Here is a 15991-nt window from a genome sequence, read left to right as displayed (position 1 = left end):
CTTGGTGAGCGCTCCGTCACAACGCACCTGCGGGCAGTACGCGAGGTACGGCCGATCGGCGCAATCTGGCCACTGAAGCGTTTGCCCCGGCGGAATCCGGGAACTTTTCCGATATGTCCAGATGGCGAACCACCAGTAGGAGCAACACCGCCGTGCGGGTCATCACCGGCGTCGGAGCGGTGTTCGCTTTCATCGAGCTGCTGTACATGGTGATGGTGCTCGCAGGAGCCAACGCGGGCAACGGTTTCTTCATCTTCATCCAGGCGCTGGCCAAACCGCTGGCGTTGTTCTGGCCGGGCCTTTTCCCGGTGAGTGACCCGAATCTCGCGGTCATTCTCGACTACGGCCTGGCCGCGGCGTTCTGGGTGATCCTGGCGGGTGTCATCGCCCGTTTCGCGGCCCGCTGACCCCCTGCGGCGGCGATCGGCGTCCCGTTCGGCGACACTGGTCTGATGAGCGACGGCAGATGGTTCGACCTGAACCCGCTTCCCGAGCTGTTCGGCCTGGCCGCCGCCGGGCGGGCGCTGTTGCCGAACGTGCCCGTGACCCCGGCCGCGGTGCTGAAGACCGTCACCGAACAGCTGGTCGGGCGACGGCTGACGACCAAGGTGGACGGGCATGACGTCGGCCTCACGTTGACCGGACTCGACTACCAGGCCGACAGCCTCAGCCTGGCGGCCACCGGCCGGATCGGCGACGTCCGCATCGTCGTGGAGGACGTCGACTGGCCGGAGACGCCGCTCGAACGCATCACCGTGCTGGCGTCGAACGTCCGTCTCCGCTCGCTGCCGTCCCCGGCCGCCATCCCCGAACAGGTGCGGATGGCGATCCGGGTTTCGCCCGAAGTACTGCAGGCGCGGGTGGCCGAGGCGCGGCCGGGCATCATCGTGACCCCCGGCGACGACGGTCATTTCCACGTCCGCTGGGAAAAGCGGCCCCGCTGGGGCCATCTTGCCCTGGAGTCCACTGTGGAAAGTGGCGCCGTCGTTCTCCGGCCGATGTCCGTCCACATCGGACGCCGCCGGTTCGGCCCGCCGTCCCGCCTCAAGCCGATCGTGCTGCCCCTGCCGGAACTCCCGCGAGGGATCCGGCTGACCGCGGTCGAGGCGCACGACGGTCACCTCGTCCTGCACGCGCTGGCGGACGAGTGGCCGGAAAAGCTGTCCACCATCCCGCTCGGCGACCTGCTGGGCTGGGTGACGACGGCGGTCACCACGCTGACCCTGCCGAGGCTCGGCGGCCGCTGACGGGCCGCCGAGCCGGACCACCTCCTCTAGCTGTGCAGCGATCCCTGCGCGACGCGCACCGCGGGCGCGGCAGGCGCGGCCGCGCTTTCCGGCCGCGGCGAGGCGGACGACCGCACGAGACCGGCCGACTTTCCGCACACCCTCTTCTTCTCGTCCGAGGTCATCTTCTTGCCGACCGTCCTGGTCTGGCCCACGACACCGGGCGCCGGTCCTTCACCGCTGAAGTTCCAGACGTACCACTGATGGTGGCCCCATTTGCGTTTGTCGTACCACATGTCGTACGAGCCGCTGGCCACCCGCATCACCGGTGACCGGTCCAGACCCGCCCAGTAGCCGGGGTTGACCTCGATCCGCGTCTCGACGCTCTCGCTGGTTTCCCAGCCCCATTCCTGGCCCCACGTGCGCTTGTACGCGACCGACCAGTCGACGAGGAACTGGAAGCCCGCGCTCACACTGATCTCGTTCGACACCGTGTTCTTGCCGCTGCGGGTGTCACGTTTGCCGATCACCTGGGTGATCTTGTTGGCGCTGCAGTTGTACACCGTGTCCACCCGGCCCCAGTCGCCGTAGAAGTCCTGGCCGCGCTGGTCGACGTGGGCGTTGCAGGTCTTGGTGGCGCGGCCGCAGTCCTTGAGCAGTTCGGCACGGGACGGCCCGCGCGAGTACACCACCGAACTGCCGCGGTCGTTCATGTTCGACCCGTAGTTGCCGCTGTCGTTGGCGTACCACTCCTGGCGTTCGCCCTGGTATTCGGCGTGCTCGTACATCGTGATGTAGCAGTTGTGGAAGGTCTGGAACGAGGAGATCTTGTCGTTCCAGTTCCCGAGGAAACCGACGGTCTGGTTGGTCGCCTCGACACACGGCGACCCGGTGACGGCGACGCTCGCACCGCCGAAGTTCGCGTGTTCGTACAGCACACTGATCACCGTCGCGGAGGCGCCGACCTCGCCTGCCGACGCCGCGGCGAGCGATTCGCCGAGGCTGTCGAAGCACCGGACCACTCCGGTCGCCGTGTCGGCGACGCAGTGATCGTCACGCTGTTCGGCGTTCGCCGGGGTACCGCCGGCGAGGCACACCACCACCGCGGCCGCGGTGGCCGCCCAACGTCTGTACTTGCGCACGTTTGAACTCCCTCTCAGGAAGACGGAGACCGACCACGACCGGATCGGCCGATACGCAGTCCACCACGGGAAAACGGGCTCGCACATGCAGAACGACCGGCAGACTTTTTTCGCTTGCCGATGATCGGGACGCTAGGCCGATTCGCCGCGCTCGCGGAGATATCGCGTGTGATCGGCCTGCTGGTGGACGTCGCCCGCGTAGAACCGTTCCGCGATGCGATGCGCTTCGGTTTCCAGCAGCTCCAGTTGCGCCAGGAGTTCCTCGGCCGCACTGGGCTCGCCGCTCGCGCGCCGTTTGGCGGCGAACCACCACGGCAGGTTGAGGTAGGTCTCCACGGAAAGCGGCAGATCCGTCCGTGCCAGCCGGGTGACGGCGTGCTGCACGTCCGGGTTGGCCGCCCATCGCTCCGGTCGCGAAAGCAGGTCTTCGAGCACTTCGGCGATCCGCCGGACACCGTCCACAGAGGACTCCGGCATCCGTTGTGCCCGCGCGGTCACCTTGTCCACCAGCGAGCCGAGGTCCGCGCGCAGCCGACCGGCCTCGGTCTCGGCGGCCACCGAGACCAGCCGGACCCGTTCCGGCGGCGCGAGCAGGGCGAACACCGCGTACAGCCCGGCGACCACCACCGGCCACAGCGCGCCGACGACGCCGGTCAGGTACAACGCGAGCCCGATCAGCCCGCCGACACAACCGGCGAGGTTCTTCGTGGAGCCGAGGTACCGGATCACTGGTACCCGCGGATTTCCTGGAACACCTTGGGCAGGACGTCGCCGCGCGCGTCGAACACGTTGCCACCGGTGCGTTTCGCGACCTCGCCGAGTTCGGCCGAGTCGCCTTCCCCGAAGATCACGGTGAACACCGGGATCTGCCGCACCGCCTCCGGCAGCGACGGGAACTTCCGCTGGAAGTCCTCGAAGGTGGAACCGCTCGCGTTCTCCCCGTCGGTCATCAGCACGATCGAGGTGAACCGGTCGGGGTCGCGCGCGACCAAAGGGCCCATGATGTCGTGCGCGCGCTGAAGGCTGTCGTAGATCGCCGTCCCGCCGTTCGCGTCGAGGCCCTCGGCGAAGCGCTTGATCTTGTCCAACGTGGGCTGGGGATCGCCTTCCGGGACGACGAACGTCTCCGGGCTGCCCGGCACGGTGTCGAACGGCAGCATCGTGACCTCTTCGCGGCTGCGGAACCGGCGGTACCGCCCGGTCAGCGAACCGTCGGCACCGGTCAGCCCGATCAGCGCGGTGCGCAGCGACTCGATCCGGTCCCCCGCCATGGAACCGGAGGTGTCGAGCACGTACAGCGTGCGCGACGGACGCCGGATCTTGTCGAAGTAGGCGCCCAGCAACGCGTCGACCGCTTGCTGCGTCGCGGGGAACGGCAGCTCGACGAGGTCCTTCCGCGCGAACTGCTGCCCGAGCTCGACACCGGGCACGACGGGGCGGCGCTGTGTGGTCTCCATGATCTTGCGCTGCGTGTCCGGCGTGCGCAGCCGTTCGGCCAGCTTGCGGTGCGCGTCCCGCGCGTCGGGATTCGCGCTCTGCAGCAGGGTCAGCGGGTAATTGGCGGTGACGACGCCGTCGGAGGGGTACACCAGCGTCAGCGGTTCGGGCAGCTTCCCGGTCGCGTTCATCGACAGCAGGACGGACTCGTAGTTGATCAGCCCGTCGACCTTCTTCCCGGGATCCTGACCGCTCGCCCGCCGTTGGTATGCCTCGGAAAGCCAGCCCGACGAACCCGCCGACATCGCCTGCGCGCTGAAGAACTCGGTCAGTTTCGGGGTGACGGCGGTGATCTGTTGCGCATCGATGGCGTTGCCCGCGCCCGCGAGCGCCGACGCGACCCCGACGAGTGCGGAGAAGCCGGAGTTCGACGCCGACGGATCGGTCATGCCGTAGGTGAAGGCCTTCTTCCCGGCCTGCTCGGCGATCTCGCCCCAGCCCACCGGCCGTCCGGTCCAGCCGAGCCGTTGCGCCGCCGACGCGGACAGGCCGAGCACCACCGGCGAACTCATGATCTTCACCTGCTCACCCAGCCGTTTCGCGGCCTCCGGAACCGCCGCGGGGTACCGGTTCGAGGAGAACCAGACGGCGTCGTACTGCCCGTCCGCCTTCCCGTTCGCGAGCGTTTCGGTGCCTTCCAGCGTCCCGGTGAACTGGAACTTCACCTTGACCCCGGTCGCCGCCGCCTCCTGTTCCAACAGCGGCTGCATATCGGCCAGCTCACTGCCCGCGAGCACCCTCAAGGTGCCCGGTTCGGCCTCCCCCAGGCCACGCGTCTCACCTTCGCTCGAATCGCAGGAAACCAGTGACAGCGCGCAAACCGCGCTGACCGCCAAGACCGTCCAGCGTTTCACGATGTCCCCTCGGCCGTCGCCGTCTCGTGAGAGCGGCGCAGATGGTCTTCGGCTCGCCGGATCTCGCCGGACAGCGCCTCCACGGTCGCCGCCATCGTCGAGACGGCCCCCGCCTTGAACTCGTCGATCGCGTCGATGCTCCGGTAGATCCGCTCGAACGACTCGCGGATCGTCGCCACCGCCACCGCCGGATCACTGCCCGCCCGCTGGATCTCGGCACTGCGCAGTTCCAGCATCTCGGCGTTGGCCCGGATCAGCCCGTCGGTGGTGGCCTGCACGGCCTGGACCTCGTCGAGGACGTCGCGCTGCCCGGCGAGCGCGCCGCTCACCAGCAGCGCGACCCGCAGCGCAGCGACCGTGGTCGACACCGCCCGCTCGATCCCCCGGATCAGCTCGTCGTTGTTGCGCCGCACCAGATCCAGCGCCAGATAGCCCTGCGCGCTCACCGCGAGCTGGGTCAGCAGATCCTGATGCCGCTGCCGGATCGGATGCAGGGCGTCGGCCCGCAGCGACTTGGCCCGCGCGGGATCGGTGAAGTCGAAGATCCCGGCTTGACGTTCGACGGCGGCGTCGACGGCCTCGGCGAACGCGGCCGCTTCCGACAGTTTGCCGAGCGTCGCCCACAACCGCTCGCGTTCGCCCTTGAGCGCGGCGTTGTCCCGTCGCAGGACGTCCTGCCGCGCACGCAGGTCCAGTACCAGCGCGTTCACCGGCTCGTTGGCCGCGCGGTAGCGGTCGAGCGCCTTCTTCGCGCTGCCGGCGACCGGGATCAGCCCCATCAGTTTGCGGCCGGTGATCGGCAGTTTCGCCGGGTCGATCTCCGCCACGGCCCGCCGGAGCCCGGCGAGGCTGACCGTCGCCTGCTGCTGCGGTGACCCGATTTCCGCCAGTGCCCGCGACGAGCGGTCCAGCAGCGCACCCGCGACGGTCGCCGCCGCCCGCATGTCGGACTCGCCGACCGCGAGCAGTTCGTCCAGCACGCGGGTGAACTCCGGGGACCGGACGTCGAGCGCTTCGAGACGCCGGGCGAAACTCTCGGCGCGCTTCGCGACCTCGGCGTGGACCTCCGGCGCGAGCGTGACCAGGCCCGCGGCCCGCTCGGCCGGGATCGCCTCCACCGGTTCGGGTGGAGTGAGCGTGAAATCGTCCATCAGTACTGCTTCTTCACGGCGTCGAGCAGCCGCTCCAGCGTTTCGAACGATGGCGGCTCGACGGCGTCCACCAGATCCGACGGCACCGGCGCCTTGGCCGCGGCGACGACGTCGGCGAACAAGCGCGGGTCCCCGGTGCGGAAGCCGAAGGTGGCGGCGAGTCTCCCCAGTTCCGGATCGGTCGCCAGCAGCCTGCCCACCTGATCGCCGTTCGGCTTCAACGGGACCAGCGTGTGCTTGGAGTACACCGTCGGCGCCATGTAGAGCAGGCGCATGTCCGGCCGGATCGAGCCGTCCGCGCGGACCAGCCGGTCGACGAACTGCGATTCGTAGATCAGCGCCAGCGGCGTCTTGCCCATCCCCGCGGCGAGGTAGTCCTCGAACGGTCCTTCGGTGCTGTTCTGCGTGTAGCCCTGGTCGATGAACAGCTTCGACACGCCGGGCAGCACCTTCGCCTCGGCTTCCGGCGTGCTGACCACGTTGTTGCCGTTGGCGACGAAGGAAACGATCGACAGGTACATCGCCGCCGAGTTCGATTCGCGCGGGTCCGTGGTCGTGACCAGCACGTTCTTGCGGGCCGGGAAGGCGGTGTTGCCGGGAAGCTGGTCCCAGCGCGTGCCCCGCTGCGCGAGTTCGAGGTACTTCGCGATGTCGAGCACCTGGTAGTCCCCGGCGCCCTTGCGCACGATCCCGTTGGCGCTCAGGAGGTTCACGATCGGCTCGAAGGTCGCGACCGCCATCGGCGACTGGAACGGCGTGTGCACGCCGGTCACCTTGTGGTCGCGCTGGATCCGCTGCGCGGCCGGCGACGAGGACGGGAACGCGAACTCGTACTTCCCGAGGTCCATACTCGCGATCTGCCGCGAACCGGCGGTGTCGGCCTCGACCTTCAGCCCGTGCCGGGCGAACGCTTCCGCCACCCGCTTGTCGGAGAAGAAGGCCAGCTTCTCCGATCCGATGACGCCGCGCACCGTGGTCAGATCGGTCCCCCGCGCGGTGTTCTCGTCACCGCCGCGGCCCCAGACGATCACGGCGACCACGGCCAGCAGCAGCACCACTGCCAGGCCGATCGACAGACGACGTTTCATCGGCCCACCCCCTCGTTCACCAGCTCGATCTTTCAGCCCGTTCGACTCTTTTGACGCGCGGGTGAGCCATTTCGAAATGAACGATCGATGAACGAAAGAAGTCGTCAGTTCCTGGCGAACCGTTGGGGTAGAAGGAAAACCAGCGCAGGTGGTCCCTCGGCTCAGCCGAGGAAACTCGACCTTCGCACCTTTCCCCAGTACATGAAGGCCCCCTTCCTTGCGCCTAGGTACAGGAAGGGGTCCTTCATGTACCTCAAACCTGGCATCACGCAACAAGCGCCGCAGGTCACGTAGTAGGTACCTAAGAGAAGCCTCGTTAGAACCCGAATCGCCACTCACGACCACGGTGACCCAGGCCCGGCCCCGTCAGATCACGGACTGCTCCGAGACCGGCAGGCACACGGTGAAGCGCGTGTCACCCGGCGCCGAATCGACCCGGAGGTCGCCCTGATGCCGTTCGACGACGATGCGCCAGGAGATGTCCAGGCCGAGCCCGGTCCCCTGTCCCACCGGCTTCGTGGTGAAGAACGGTTCGAAGATCCGCTGCCGCACCTCCGCCGGGATTCCGGGTCCGGTGTCGCCGATCTCGACGTGCACGTGATCGTCCACCCGGGACGTCCGCAGGGTCAGCGTGCCCTCGGATCCCATGGCGCCGAGCGCGTTGTCGATGATGTTCGTCCACACCTGGTTCAGCTCGCCGGCGTACGCCGGGATCCTCGGCACCGCGTGGTCGTACTCCTTCACGACCCGGATTCCCGGCCCGATCTTGCCGGCGAGCATGACGAGGGTCGAGTCGAGTCCTTCGTGGACGTCGATCCACTGGTGTGGCGCGCGGTCCATCTGGGAGTACTGCTTGGCCTTGCCGACCAGCACCGAGATGCGGGTGGTCGAATCCTCAATCTCGCCCATCAGCATCTCGGTCTCGAGCGCGTATGCCAGCCAGCGGACGGCGCCGTCGAGGAAGGTCTCGCCCACCGAGTCCAGCAGGCGATCGAGGTCGGGCACGGTCAGCCCGGCGCGGACGTAGATGTCGGCGAGATCCCAGCCCTGGTCGATGCCGTGGCCGTCGAACCAGTCGCCGATCTCGTCCTCGCGGTCGGCCTGCTGCATCGCCGACAGCTTCGGCGCCGCGGCGACCTGTTTGACCAGCTGTTCCTGGATCTCGAGCAGCTGCTCCAGCAGCGCCGGGTCGACGTTCTTCTTCGCCAGCATCGCGAGTTTGTGCCGCATCCCGGCGACCCGCTCCCGCAGCGACGCCGTCGCGCGGACGGCCGCCGCGGCCGGGTTGTTGAGTTCGTGGGTCAATCCGGCGGAAAGCTCGCCGAGCGCCAGCAGCCGCCGCCGCGAACCGATCACGGTGTCGCTGTTGCGCCAGCCGAGGTACATCCCTTCCAGCAGATGTGTCGCCATCGGGAACCAGCGGCGGAACTCGGTGGCGAACTCGGCCGCGGGCAAGGTCAGGAAGGTGAGATCGCTGACCGCGTGCACCGAAGCGCCGTAGGTGTGTTCGGTCTCCTGGTGCACGAAGAACTGCGTCGCGCCGCAGTAGGCGCCGCGCTGATCGGATCGGATCGTCTCGACCTCGGTGCCGCCGACGAGCCGTGTCATCCGCAACGCGCCCGACAGCAGGAGGTAGAAGCAGGTGGCGGGTTCGCCCTCGCGCATGACCGTGGTGCCGCCGCTGTACTGCTCCAGCTTGGCGTGCTCGTCGATCCAGTCCAGCTGTTCGTCGCTGAGGTGCTCGAAGAGGAAGAGCCCGCGCAGTTCCTCCCTTGGCAGAACGCTCATTGCTCCTCCAGATAACGGTGGACGAGGGTGACCGCCATGGCGCCTTCGCCCACGGCCGACGCGACGCGCTTCACCGACGCCGCCCGCACGTCGCCCGCCACGAACACGCCTGGGATGGACGCCTCCAGGTAGTGCGGGTCGCGGTCCAGCGGCCAGCCCGGCGGTGGGCCGCCGTCGGTGAGCAGATCGGGGCCGGTGCGCACGAAGCCGTGGTCGTCACGCTGGATCTCGGTGCCGAGCCAGTCGGTGCGCGGCGCCGCGCCGATGAAGATGAAGAGGTGACCGGTGGGCACGGTCTCGGTGGTGGAACCGTTCTCGCGCAACGTCAGCCGTTCGAGGTGATCGTCGCCGTGCGCCTCGACGACGGTGGTCCGGGTGCGGACGTGGATGTTCTCGATCCCGGCGATCTGCTCGATCAGGTAGTGCGACATCGACGCTTCGAGTGACTGGCCGCGGACGAGGATGGTGACGTCGGCGGCGTGTTTGGAGAAGAACACCGCCGCCTGGCCCGCCGAGTTCGCGCCGCCGACGATGTAGACGTGCTCGCCCTTGCACTCGGGCGCTTCGGTGGCGGCGGAGCCGTAGTACACGCCGCGGCCGGCGAGTTCGGCGATCCCGGGAGCCTCCAACGCCCGATAGGTGACGCCGCTGGCCAGCACCACGGAATGCGCGGCGATCTCGGTCCCGTCGCCGAACATCACCACGCGCGCCGAACCACGCGCTTCGAGGCCGACGACGTCTCGGGCGGTGAGCACCTCGGCGCCGAACTTGAGCGCCTGACGTCGCGCACGGTCGGTCAGCTGCGCGCCGGAAACGCCGTCCGGGAAACCGAGATAGTTCTCGATGCGGGAGCTCGTGCCCGCCTGCCCGCCGGTCGCCTTGCGCTCGACGATGACGGTGCGCAGCCCCTCCGACGCGCCGTACACGGCCGCCCCGAGCCCGGCAGGCCCGCCGCCGATCACGATCAGGTCGTAGAACTCCTGCGCGGGCCGGGTGGACAGGCCGACGGCGTCGGCGAGTTCGGGCCCGGACGGCTGACGCAGCACCGTGCCGTCCGGCGTGACCAGCACCGGGATGTCCTGCGGTGCCGCCTCCGCCGCGTCGAGGATCCGGCGGCCCTCGTCGTCGTCCACCGAGTACCAGCGGTACGGCACGGCGTTGCGCGCCAGGAAATCGCGCAGGTGGAACGACGGCGACGAGTACCGGTGGCCGATGAGCTTGATCTCGTCGACCGGCCGCTCCCCCACCGCGCGCCAGGTCTCCACCAGCGCGTCGATGACCGGATAGAGCTTCTCCTCCGGCGGATCCCACGGCTTGAGGAGGTAATGGTCGACGTCGACGACGTTGATCGCCTGGATCGCGGCGTCGGTGTCGGCGTAGGCGGTCAGCAGCGCGCGCCGGGCGTGCGGGAACAGGTCCATCGCCTTTTCGAGGAAGACGATTCCGTCCATCTGCGGCATCCGGTAGTCGGCCAGGATCGCGGCCACGGCGTCGCCGCGCAGCTTGAGCTCGCGCAGCGCTTCGAGGGCGTCGGCACCGGAATCGGCCCGGATGATCCGATAGTCCTTCCCGTACCTTCTGCGCAGGTCGCGGGCGACCGAACGGGACACGGCGGGATCGTCGTCGACGGTCAAGAGGATCGGCTGGCTCACCGGATCAGCCTATTACGTTGGGCCCATGCTGACCGAAGCCGAAGAAGTGATCCACGCCCGTGCCGTCGTCGCGGGCGAGGCGGCCACCGCGGCCGGTCTGCCCGGCACCTTCTCCGCGTGGCGCGAGGACGGGCTGCTCGTGGTCATGGCCACGGCGCCGGAGCTGCGGTTCCTGCGCACGATCTCCGGGGTCACCGAGGACAACCTGGCGCGGGCCGTCCGGCTCGCCGGGGCGTCGTGCTGGGACGGCGACCCGCCGACGCTGGTGCTGCCGCCGGGTCTCCCCCACGGCACCGGTCTCGTGCCTGCCGGTGTCCGTCCGATCGCGATCCTTCCGCTCGCCGGACTCGCGGCCGAGGACGCGGACGTCGACGACGCACCCGACATCGACGTCTTCCTGCGCATCCTGCTCGACGGGTACGAAAGCGGCGACGCGGTGACGTCGTTCATCGCCGCCGAGCACGCCGATCCGCGGCTTCGGCGATCGCTGCTCTTCGAGGACGGTGTGCCGATCTCCGCCGCGGCACTGAGTACGCACGGACCGGGTGTTCTCCTCGGTGGATCCGCCACGCCACGGGCTCATCGCGGCAAAGGAGCACAGGCGCGGCTGCTTCTCCACGGCCTGACCGCGGCCGCCCGCGAAGGCCGCCGCTTCGCCGTCGCGACCGCGGTGGAAGGGTCGCCGAGCCTGTCGAACCTGCGCCGCGCCGGTGCGCGGGTCCAGTTGCGACCGGCGTTCAGGCCCGCGTGAGCTTGCGCAGACGGAAGGCCAGGACCAGCAGCATCACGCCGTACAGCAGGGCGTAGATCCCGACCAGGAGCGCGATCCCATAGGCACCGGCGATCGGGTTGAACACGATCACGATGCCCGCGATCAGCGAAAGCGCGCCCGCGGCGATGAGGAACGCCTCGCCCTCGATCTGCTTGCGCAGCCGGATCGCCGCGACGATCTCGACGATGCCGGTGAAGATCGCCCAGAAGCCGACCAGCAGCGCCAGCACGAGCACCGTGATCCCCGGCCAGATCAGGACCAGGACACCGGCGATGATCCCGAGGGCGCCCAGGACCCCGTAGGCGGCGCGATGAGCGGCGTCACCCGGCCGGAAGGCCTGCATCAGGCCACCGACGCCGTCGATGATCGCGTAGATGCCGTAGATGATCGCGAGGGCGAGGACCGTGGCTCCCGGCCAGATCAACGCGAGGATGCCGAACAGGATGGCGAACCCGCCGCGCAGGGCGGCGAGCGGCCAGGCCAGGCGGGGTTCGACGACGGTGAGACCGGCGAGAGGCATTGCCCGAGTATCGGAGCGCCGGAAGGCTCGCGCGCGGCACGCCACTCGTTCGGGGGAGGCCGGTGCGCGCCGCGACCGCCATCCCGGCGCGCACCGGGGTATCAGGGATAAGCGACCAGATTGGCCACCGTCGATCCCGAATTCGCCGGTCCGCCGCGGTCGTTGACGACCCGCGCGATGGTCCCGTTCCCGCCGAGGGAGACGGCGACCATGCTGCGGAACCGGACGTTCGGGTTGTTCGGCGCTTCGATCGCGCGATCGGCCACCACGCTCGGATTCACGTTGAAGTAGCAGTAGCTGCCGAGCCCGTACGCCTCGTGAGCCGTCACCGAGTCCGCCACCTTGTAGGCCGCGTAACCCCGCGTCGAACCGTTCATCCAGGCGGCCTGATTCGGTGGGTCGTAAGGCATTTCGTTCTGATAGAAGTACGTCCGGCCGCGCTCGCCGGTCCAGATCGTCTGGTACTTCTGATAGTGCTCGACGAACAGGCCGTACATCGTGGCGTCGTCACCGTTGACGATCAGCCCGGTGTCGGCGGTGTTGGTGCCCCACCCGACCCCGCCGCCGTGGTCGGCACGCCAGATCCACAGATGGTCACCGATGACGTCGTCGCTGTTGACCACCAGGCTGTTCGTGGCCTTGCCGACGCCCGCCCCGCCGACGCGGAAGAACACGTCGTGCAGCGAGGTCGGGTTGGCCGCGTGATCCTGCGCGGAGTTCGCCGGGCCGACCTCCATGAGCGTGTTCGAGTTCGTGGTGCCCGCGTCGATCAGCACGCCGGCGACCTTGACGCCGTCGACGTCGGCCACCGTCATCGCGGTGATGCCGTTGTCCGGGATCAGTGTCGCCAGGCCGAGGCCGAGCACCACGGTGTCCGGCCGGGTGACGCGGAGCGTCTCGGCGAGGTGATAGACACCCGGCGTGATCAGGAGGTCCTTGCCCGCGGCGAGGGCGGCGTTGAGCTGCGACGCCGTCGTGCCGGGCTTCGCGATGAAGAACCGGTTGATCGGCAGCGACGACCCCGGCTGGCCGGCGCCCCAGGTGATACCGGAAGCGTTGGTGCGCTTGGCAGGCACGAAGACCTGATACGCGCCCGCGCTGTCGACGTACAGGAACGGCTTCTCCCGCACGACCGGCGTCGTGTTCACCGCGGTGTACGGCGGATTGGGGAAACCGGTCGGCGGCGCGCCGTCGACGCCGGCGAAGACCATGTTCCAGTTGGAGCCACTCCAGCTCCCGAACTGCGAGTTGCGCGAGATCCACTGCTGCTGCGAACCGGACCGGACCTGACCGTCGACCTTCACGTCGGACATCCAGCCGCCGCTGGACCAGCCGCCGTCGTCGAGCTGCAGGTCACCGCGGACATGCATGCGGCGGTAGGGCGCGGCCTGCGAAACCGCCCAGCGATCCGTGCCGCCTGCCGGGTTCACGGACAGGTTTTCCGCGCCACGCCAGAAGTTCTGCGTCGCGTTGCCCTGGAACCAGTCGGCCTCCGCGTGCACCGCGCCGTTGATCGTCACGTTGTCGGGAGAAAGTCCGAGCCCGAGCACCTGCGTGTAGAACCCGACGTTGACGTCGACGTTGTACGAGCCCGGCTTGAACAGCAGCGCCGTCCGGTCCGAGCCGAACTGACTCGTCTCCTGCCGCGAGAACACGCTGTCGACCTGGGACTGGATCGCCGACTGCGACATACCGGGGTCGAAGACGAGCACGTTCGGCCCGAGGTCGGGGTTCGCGGTGCCGGTGACCGGGGTGAGCCGGAAGGACTGGGCGCCGGTGCCGTTGCAGGCGTACTGCTGGAGCTGGGTGCCGTCCTGGGTAGACAGGCCCGGGATGTCCAGGCACTTGCCGCTGTTGCGGCTCACGAAGTGATACACCCCACCGGATTCCTCGACCGGCTGCCACTGCTGGTTGTTCCCGCCGCCGTAGGCCCACAGATGGATCAGCTCGCCGTCGGCCGTCGACACGTCGGCGACGTCCCACACCCGCGACGGGTCGTTGCGCGTGTTGACCCGGTAGTAGCCGCCCGACGTGGGCTGGAACTGCCACTGCTGGGAGAAGGTCTGATTGCAGGCGTACTGCTGGACGACCGTCCCGTTCGCCGATCCGGCGGCACGCGCGTCCACGCATTTCCCGCCGGTGGTCGTCACCGTGTACCAGGTATCGGGAACGATGGCCGCCTGCGCCGCCGGAGCCACCACGATCAGTGCTCCGACCAGGGAAAACAGGGCTATCAGGGCTGCTCTGGCCCTCATCAGGACCTCCTCCGCGTCATTCGGGCGGGACGAGCTGAGGCGGGAGCCCAGTGGAGACGCGGCGTAGCGGGCGGGGACCTCGGCGTCACGATGGACGAAAACGTAACGGCGGTCACACGCGGAGTCAATACACGTCTAAAAATAAGGCGCAAAGATGCAGGTCGGTGCCCATCCAGCGGTTCGAGGCAGCACAGAGTGACCCCCGCGTGAACGGCCTCGGCGGGCGGTGTAATGTATGGACACACGAGATGCGGAGAACAACCCGCTCCGGGGCTATGGCGCAGCTGGTAGCGCACCTCACTGGCAGTGAGGGGGTCAGGGGTTCGAGTCCCCTTAGCTCCACAGTACGAAAACCCTCCCGATTCAGCGGAACTTCCGCAGGTCAGGGAGGGTTTTCTCGTTTGACGACGGATCGATTCAGGAACCTCAGCCGAGGGCTCGCGGTGCAGAAAGACGGGAAGCGTCTCAGCTGCCACAGGGCACCCCTGCTTTCCCGCCACTGCGGCGCGGTAGCCCAGGCGGCCGTGTCGCATCCGGCCGACCAACAATCGGCAGCACACGCACCACCGTGAGCGCGACCGATCAGTCGCTTCCGCAGGTCGCGGTGTCGCGGCGCGCCGGTTGATTTCCGCTCGCCTCCTTCTCCCTTCGGATCTGTGCCGTCATCGACGTCATGGCCAAAGGCCCTTGCTCCCCCGCGCGGTGAGCAACGCACCGAAATCCACACGGTCAGCGATGGTCCTGACGGCGAGTGAGGGCTGTGTGGCACTCAACGTCCCTATATCCACACGCCCGCCGGGAAGGCGACACCAAAGGTCCCCCCGCTCCCTTTCCGCAAGCCAGCGCGACCGGCGATACTCACAGGACAGGACACGGGCCCAATACCCAATGAACGATGGGGCCGACGGACACCCCGTCCACCCGACAGACCGCCGCCCTCGGACGGCGCGCGGCACAGCCGGCGCACTGTCTCGCCGTTCGGGTCATCACCGGCAGATCCGTCAAGACGGTAAAGCGATCCGAAGATTTCGCCGGAAATCCGGAGACACCGACGAGAAAGGAAGCCCGACAGTCCGTACACAAATCCAGCTCGAACTCAACCCCTGTCCCCCGAATGGATCACCGCTGACCCCGCGATAGTGATCTGGCCAACAAAAAGTGTGATCAGCTGAAATCTCGCCGTAACTTGGCCATGATTCACGGCATCGCCGCTTTGATGAACACTACGCCTTGGGGGGCCTTGGTGGAATCCACCACCGTGCGTTCACGCCTGTTCGACGTCGGTTACGAGCGCTACGATCTGGCCGAGCGACTGAATGTTTCCGAGTCCGACCCGGAGTTCCAAGCGTTACTGGCTGAATTCGAGGATCTGCCCGCCGACCCCTACGCCACGGACGCCGGCCGTTATCGGCGGTACGCCCGCGGGGTGATGCTGCCGTGGTCGCGGACGTTCACGTGGATCCCGGAAGTGCGTCAGTCCGAAAGCGACAGCGTCAACGGCTATTTCCAGGGTGACTTCAACCCGGATTTCGCGGGGGTGGTGCGCACGCTTCCCGCGATGACCGAGTCGTCGCTGAACAATCAGTTGTTGAAGGACATCGTGCTCTTCGACTTCGACCAGACCACGTGGAGCGCCGCGGACAGGGCCTGGCCGTTGCACGTCGGCGTGCACCTGATCAAGCTGTCCATCGACGACGAAGAGCGCGAGGCGATCTCCTCGCCCAACGAACTGCATCAGGACGGTGAGCCGTTCGTCTTCGCTCACTTGATGTACCGGCGCAACGCCATCGGTGGGCACAATGTGATCGCACCGCCGCGTTGCAGGCACATGATTCCGAGCGAGATCTCGCCGGACCTGATCATGGCCGAATTCGAACTCACCCGGCCGCTGGAGTCGTACGGTATCACCGACGAGAAGGTCAGCCACTACGTCGCGCCCATCAGGAAGGGTTCATCGGAAGAGGCCGGACAGCGGGCGGTCGTGCTTGTCGACTTCACGGTGATGCGTCAGCACATCTGACTTCTCTGTACAGAACCATTTTTTAC

13 protein-coding genes and 1 tRNA gene are annotated in these 15991 nt (G+C 67.9%); 5 read left to right on the top strand and 9 right to left on the bottom strand.

Annotation, left to right across the window (positions count from 1 at the left end; genetic code table 11):
* The first annotated feature begins 152 nt into the window (after positions 1-152).
* On the top strand, positions 153-407 hold the full coding sequence (locus ACIHAO_RS07945) for a hypothetical protein (protein ID WP_396556044.1): 255 nt from the start codon (positions 153-155) through the stop codon (positions 405-407).
* Between the two features lie 45 nt (positions 408-452).
* On the top strand, positions 453-1247 hold the full coding sequence (locus tag ACIHAO_RS07940; RefSeq protein WP_396555617.1) for an LmeA family phospholipid-binding protein: 795 nt from the start codon (positions 453-455) through the stop codon (positions 1245-1247).
* A 26-nt stretch (positions 1248-1273) separates the two neighbouring features.
* On the opposite strand, the gene ACIHAO_RS07935 is transcribed toward ACIHAO_RS07940, so the two are convergent.
* From ACIHAO_RS07935 to ACIHAO_RS07905, 7 genes are all read right to left on the bottom strand, one after another.
* A complete protein-coding gene (locus ACIHAO_RS07935; protein WP_396555615.1) occupies positions 1274-2368 on the bottom strand; it encodes a peptidase inhibitor family I36 protein in 1095 nt (364 codons plus the stop codon).
* A gap of 132 nt (positions 2369-2500) precedes the next feature.
* Positions 2501-3097, bottom strand: coding sequence for a hypothetical protein (locus ACIHAO_RS07930; protein WP_396555613.1), 597 nt, complete (start codon positions 3095-3097; stop codon positions 2501-2503).
* A complete protein-coding gene (locus ACIHAO_RS07925; protein WP_396555611.1) occupies positions 3094-4719 on the bottom strand; it encodes a VWA domain-containing protein in 1626 nt (541 codons plus the stop codon). The genes ACIHAO_RS07930 and ACIHAO_RS07925 overlap by 4 nt, the downstream gene beginning before the upstream one ends.
* Positions 4716-5870, bottom strand: coding sequence for a toxic anion resistance protein (locus ACIHAO_RS07920; protein WP_396555609.1), 1155 nt, complete (start codon positions 5868-5870; stop codon positions 4716-4718). Before ACIHAO_RS07920 ends, ACIHAO_RS07925 begins: the two co-directional genes overlap by 4 nt.
* Entirely contained in the window at positions 5870-6958 is a 1089-nt protein-coding gene (locus ACIHAO_RS07915; RefSeq protein ID WP_396555607.1) for a hypothetical protein, read from the bottom strand. The genes ACIHAO_RS07920 and ACIHAO_RS07915 overlap by 1 nt, the downstream gene beginning before the upstream one ends.
* Positions 6959-7324: 366 nt before the next feature.
* Entirely contained in the window at positions 7325-8746 is a 1422-nt protein-coding gene (locus ACIHAO_RS07910) for an ATP-binding protein (protein ID WP_396555605.1), read from the bottom strand.
* Complete coding sequence (locus ACIHAO_RS07905; protein ID WP_396555603.1) at positions 8743-10398, bottom strand: FAD-dependent oxidoreductase; 1656 nt, start codon at positions 10396-10398, stop codon at positions 8743-8745. Before ACIHAO_RS07905 ends, ACIHAO_RS07910 begins: the two co-directional genes overlap by 4 nt.
* A 25-nt stretch (positions 10399-10423) precedes the next feature.
* On the opposite strand from ACIHAO_RS07905, the gene ACIHAO_RS07900 reads away from it, so the two are divergent.
* Positions 10424-11149, top strand: a complete 726-nt coding sequence (locus tag ACIHAO_RS07900) for a hypothetical protein (RefSeq protein WP_396555601.1) — start codon at positions 10424-10426, stop codon at positions 11147-11149.
* On the opposite strand, the gene ACIHAO_RS07895 is transcribed toward ACIHAO_RS07900, so the two are convergent.
* Together ACIHAO_RS07895 and ACIHAO_RS07890 are read right to left on the bottom strand one after the other, a co-directional pair.
* Positions 11136-11690 carry an HdeD family acid-resistance protein gene (locus ACIHAO_RS07895; protein WP_396555599.1) on the bottom strand — a complete coding sequence of 185 codons (555 nt, stop codon included), beginning with the start codon at positions 11688-11690 and terminating at the stop codon, positions 11136-11138. The two genes, ACIHAO_RS07900 and ACIHAO_RS07895, sit on opposite strands and share 14 nt — an antisense overlap.
* Positions 11691-11791: 101 nt before the next feature.
* A complete protein-coding gene (locus tag ACIHAO_RS07890; RefSeq protein ID WP_396555597.1) occupies positions 11792-13945 on the bottom strand; it encodes an RICIN domain-containing protein in 2154 nt (717 codons plus the stop codon).
* A 269-nt stretch (positions 13946-14214) separates the two neighbouring features.
* Between ACIHAO_RS07890 and ACIHAO_RS07885 the strand changes: the two genes are divergently transcribed.
* Together ACIHAO_RS07885 and ACIHAO_RS07880 are read left to right on the top strand one after the other, a co-directional pair.
* A tRNA-Ala gene (locus ACIHAO_RS07885) sits at positions 14215-14287 on the top strand.
* 850 nt (positions 14288-15137) lie between these two features.
* A complete protein-coding gene (locus ACIHAO_RS07880) occupies positions 15138-15965 on the top strand; it encodes a 2OG-Fe dioxygenase family protein (protein WP_396555595.1) in 828 nt (275 codons plus the stop codon).
* The last annotated feature ends 26 nt before the right edge of the window (positions 15966-15991 follow it).

Origin of the sequence: Amycolatopsis sp. NPDC052450 (assembly GCF_044547565.1) — a bacterium.
Taxonomy (GTDB): Bacteria; Actinomycetota; Actinomycetes; order Mycobacteriales; family Pseudonocardiaceae; genus Amycolatopsis.
The sequence above is the reverse complement of the archived record's forward strand: the minus strand, read 5'-3'. Positions and strand labels throughout refer to the sequence as shown.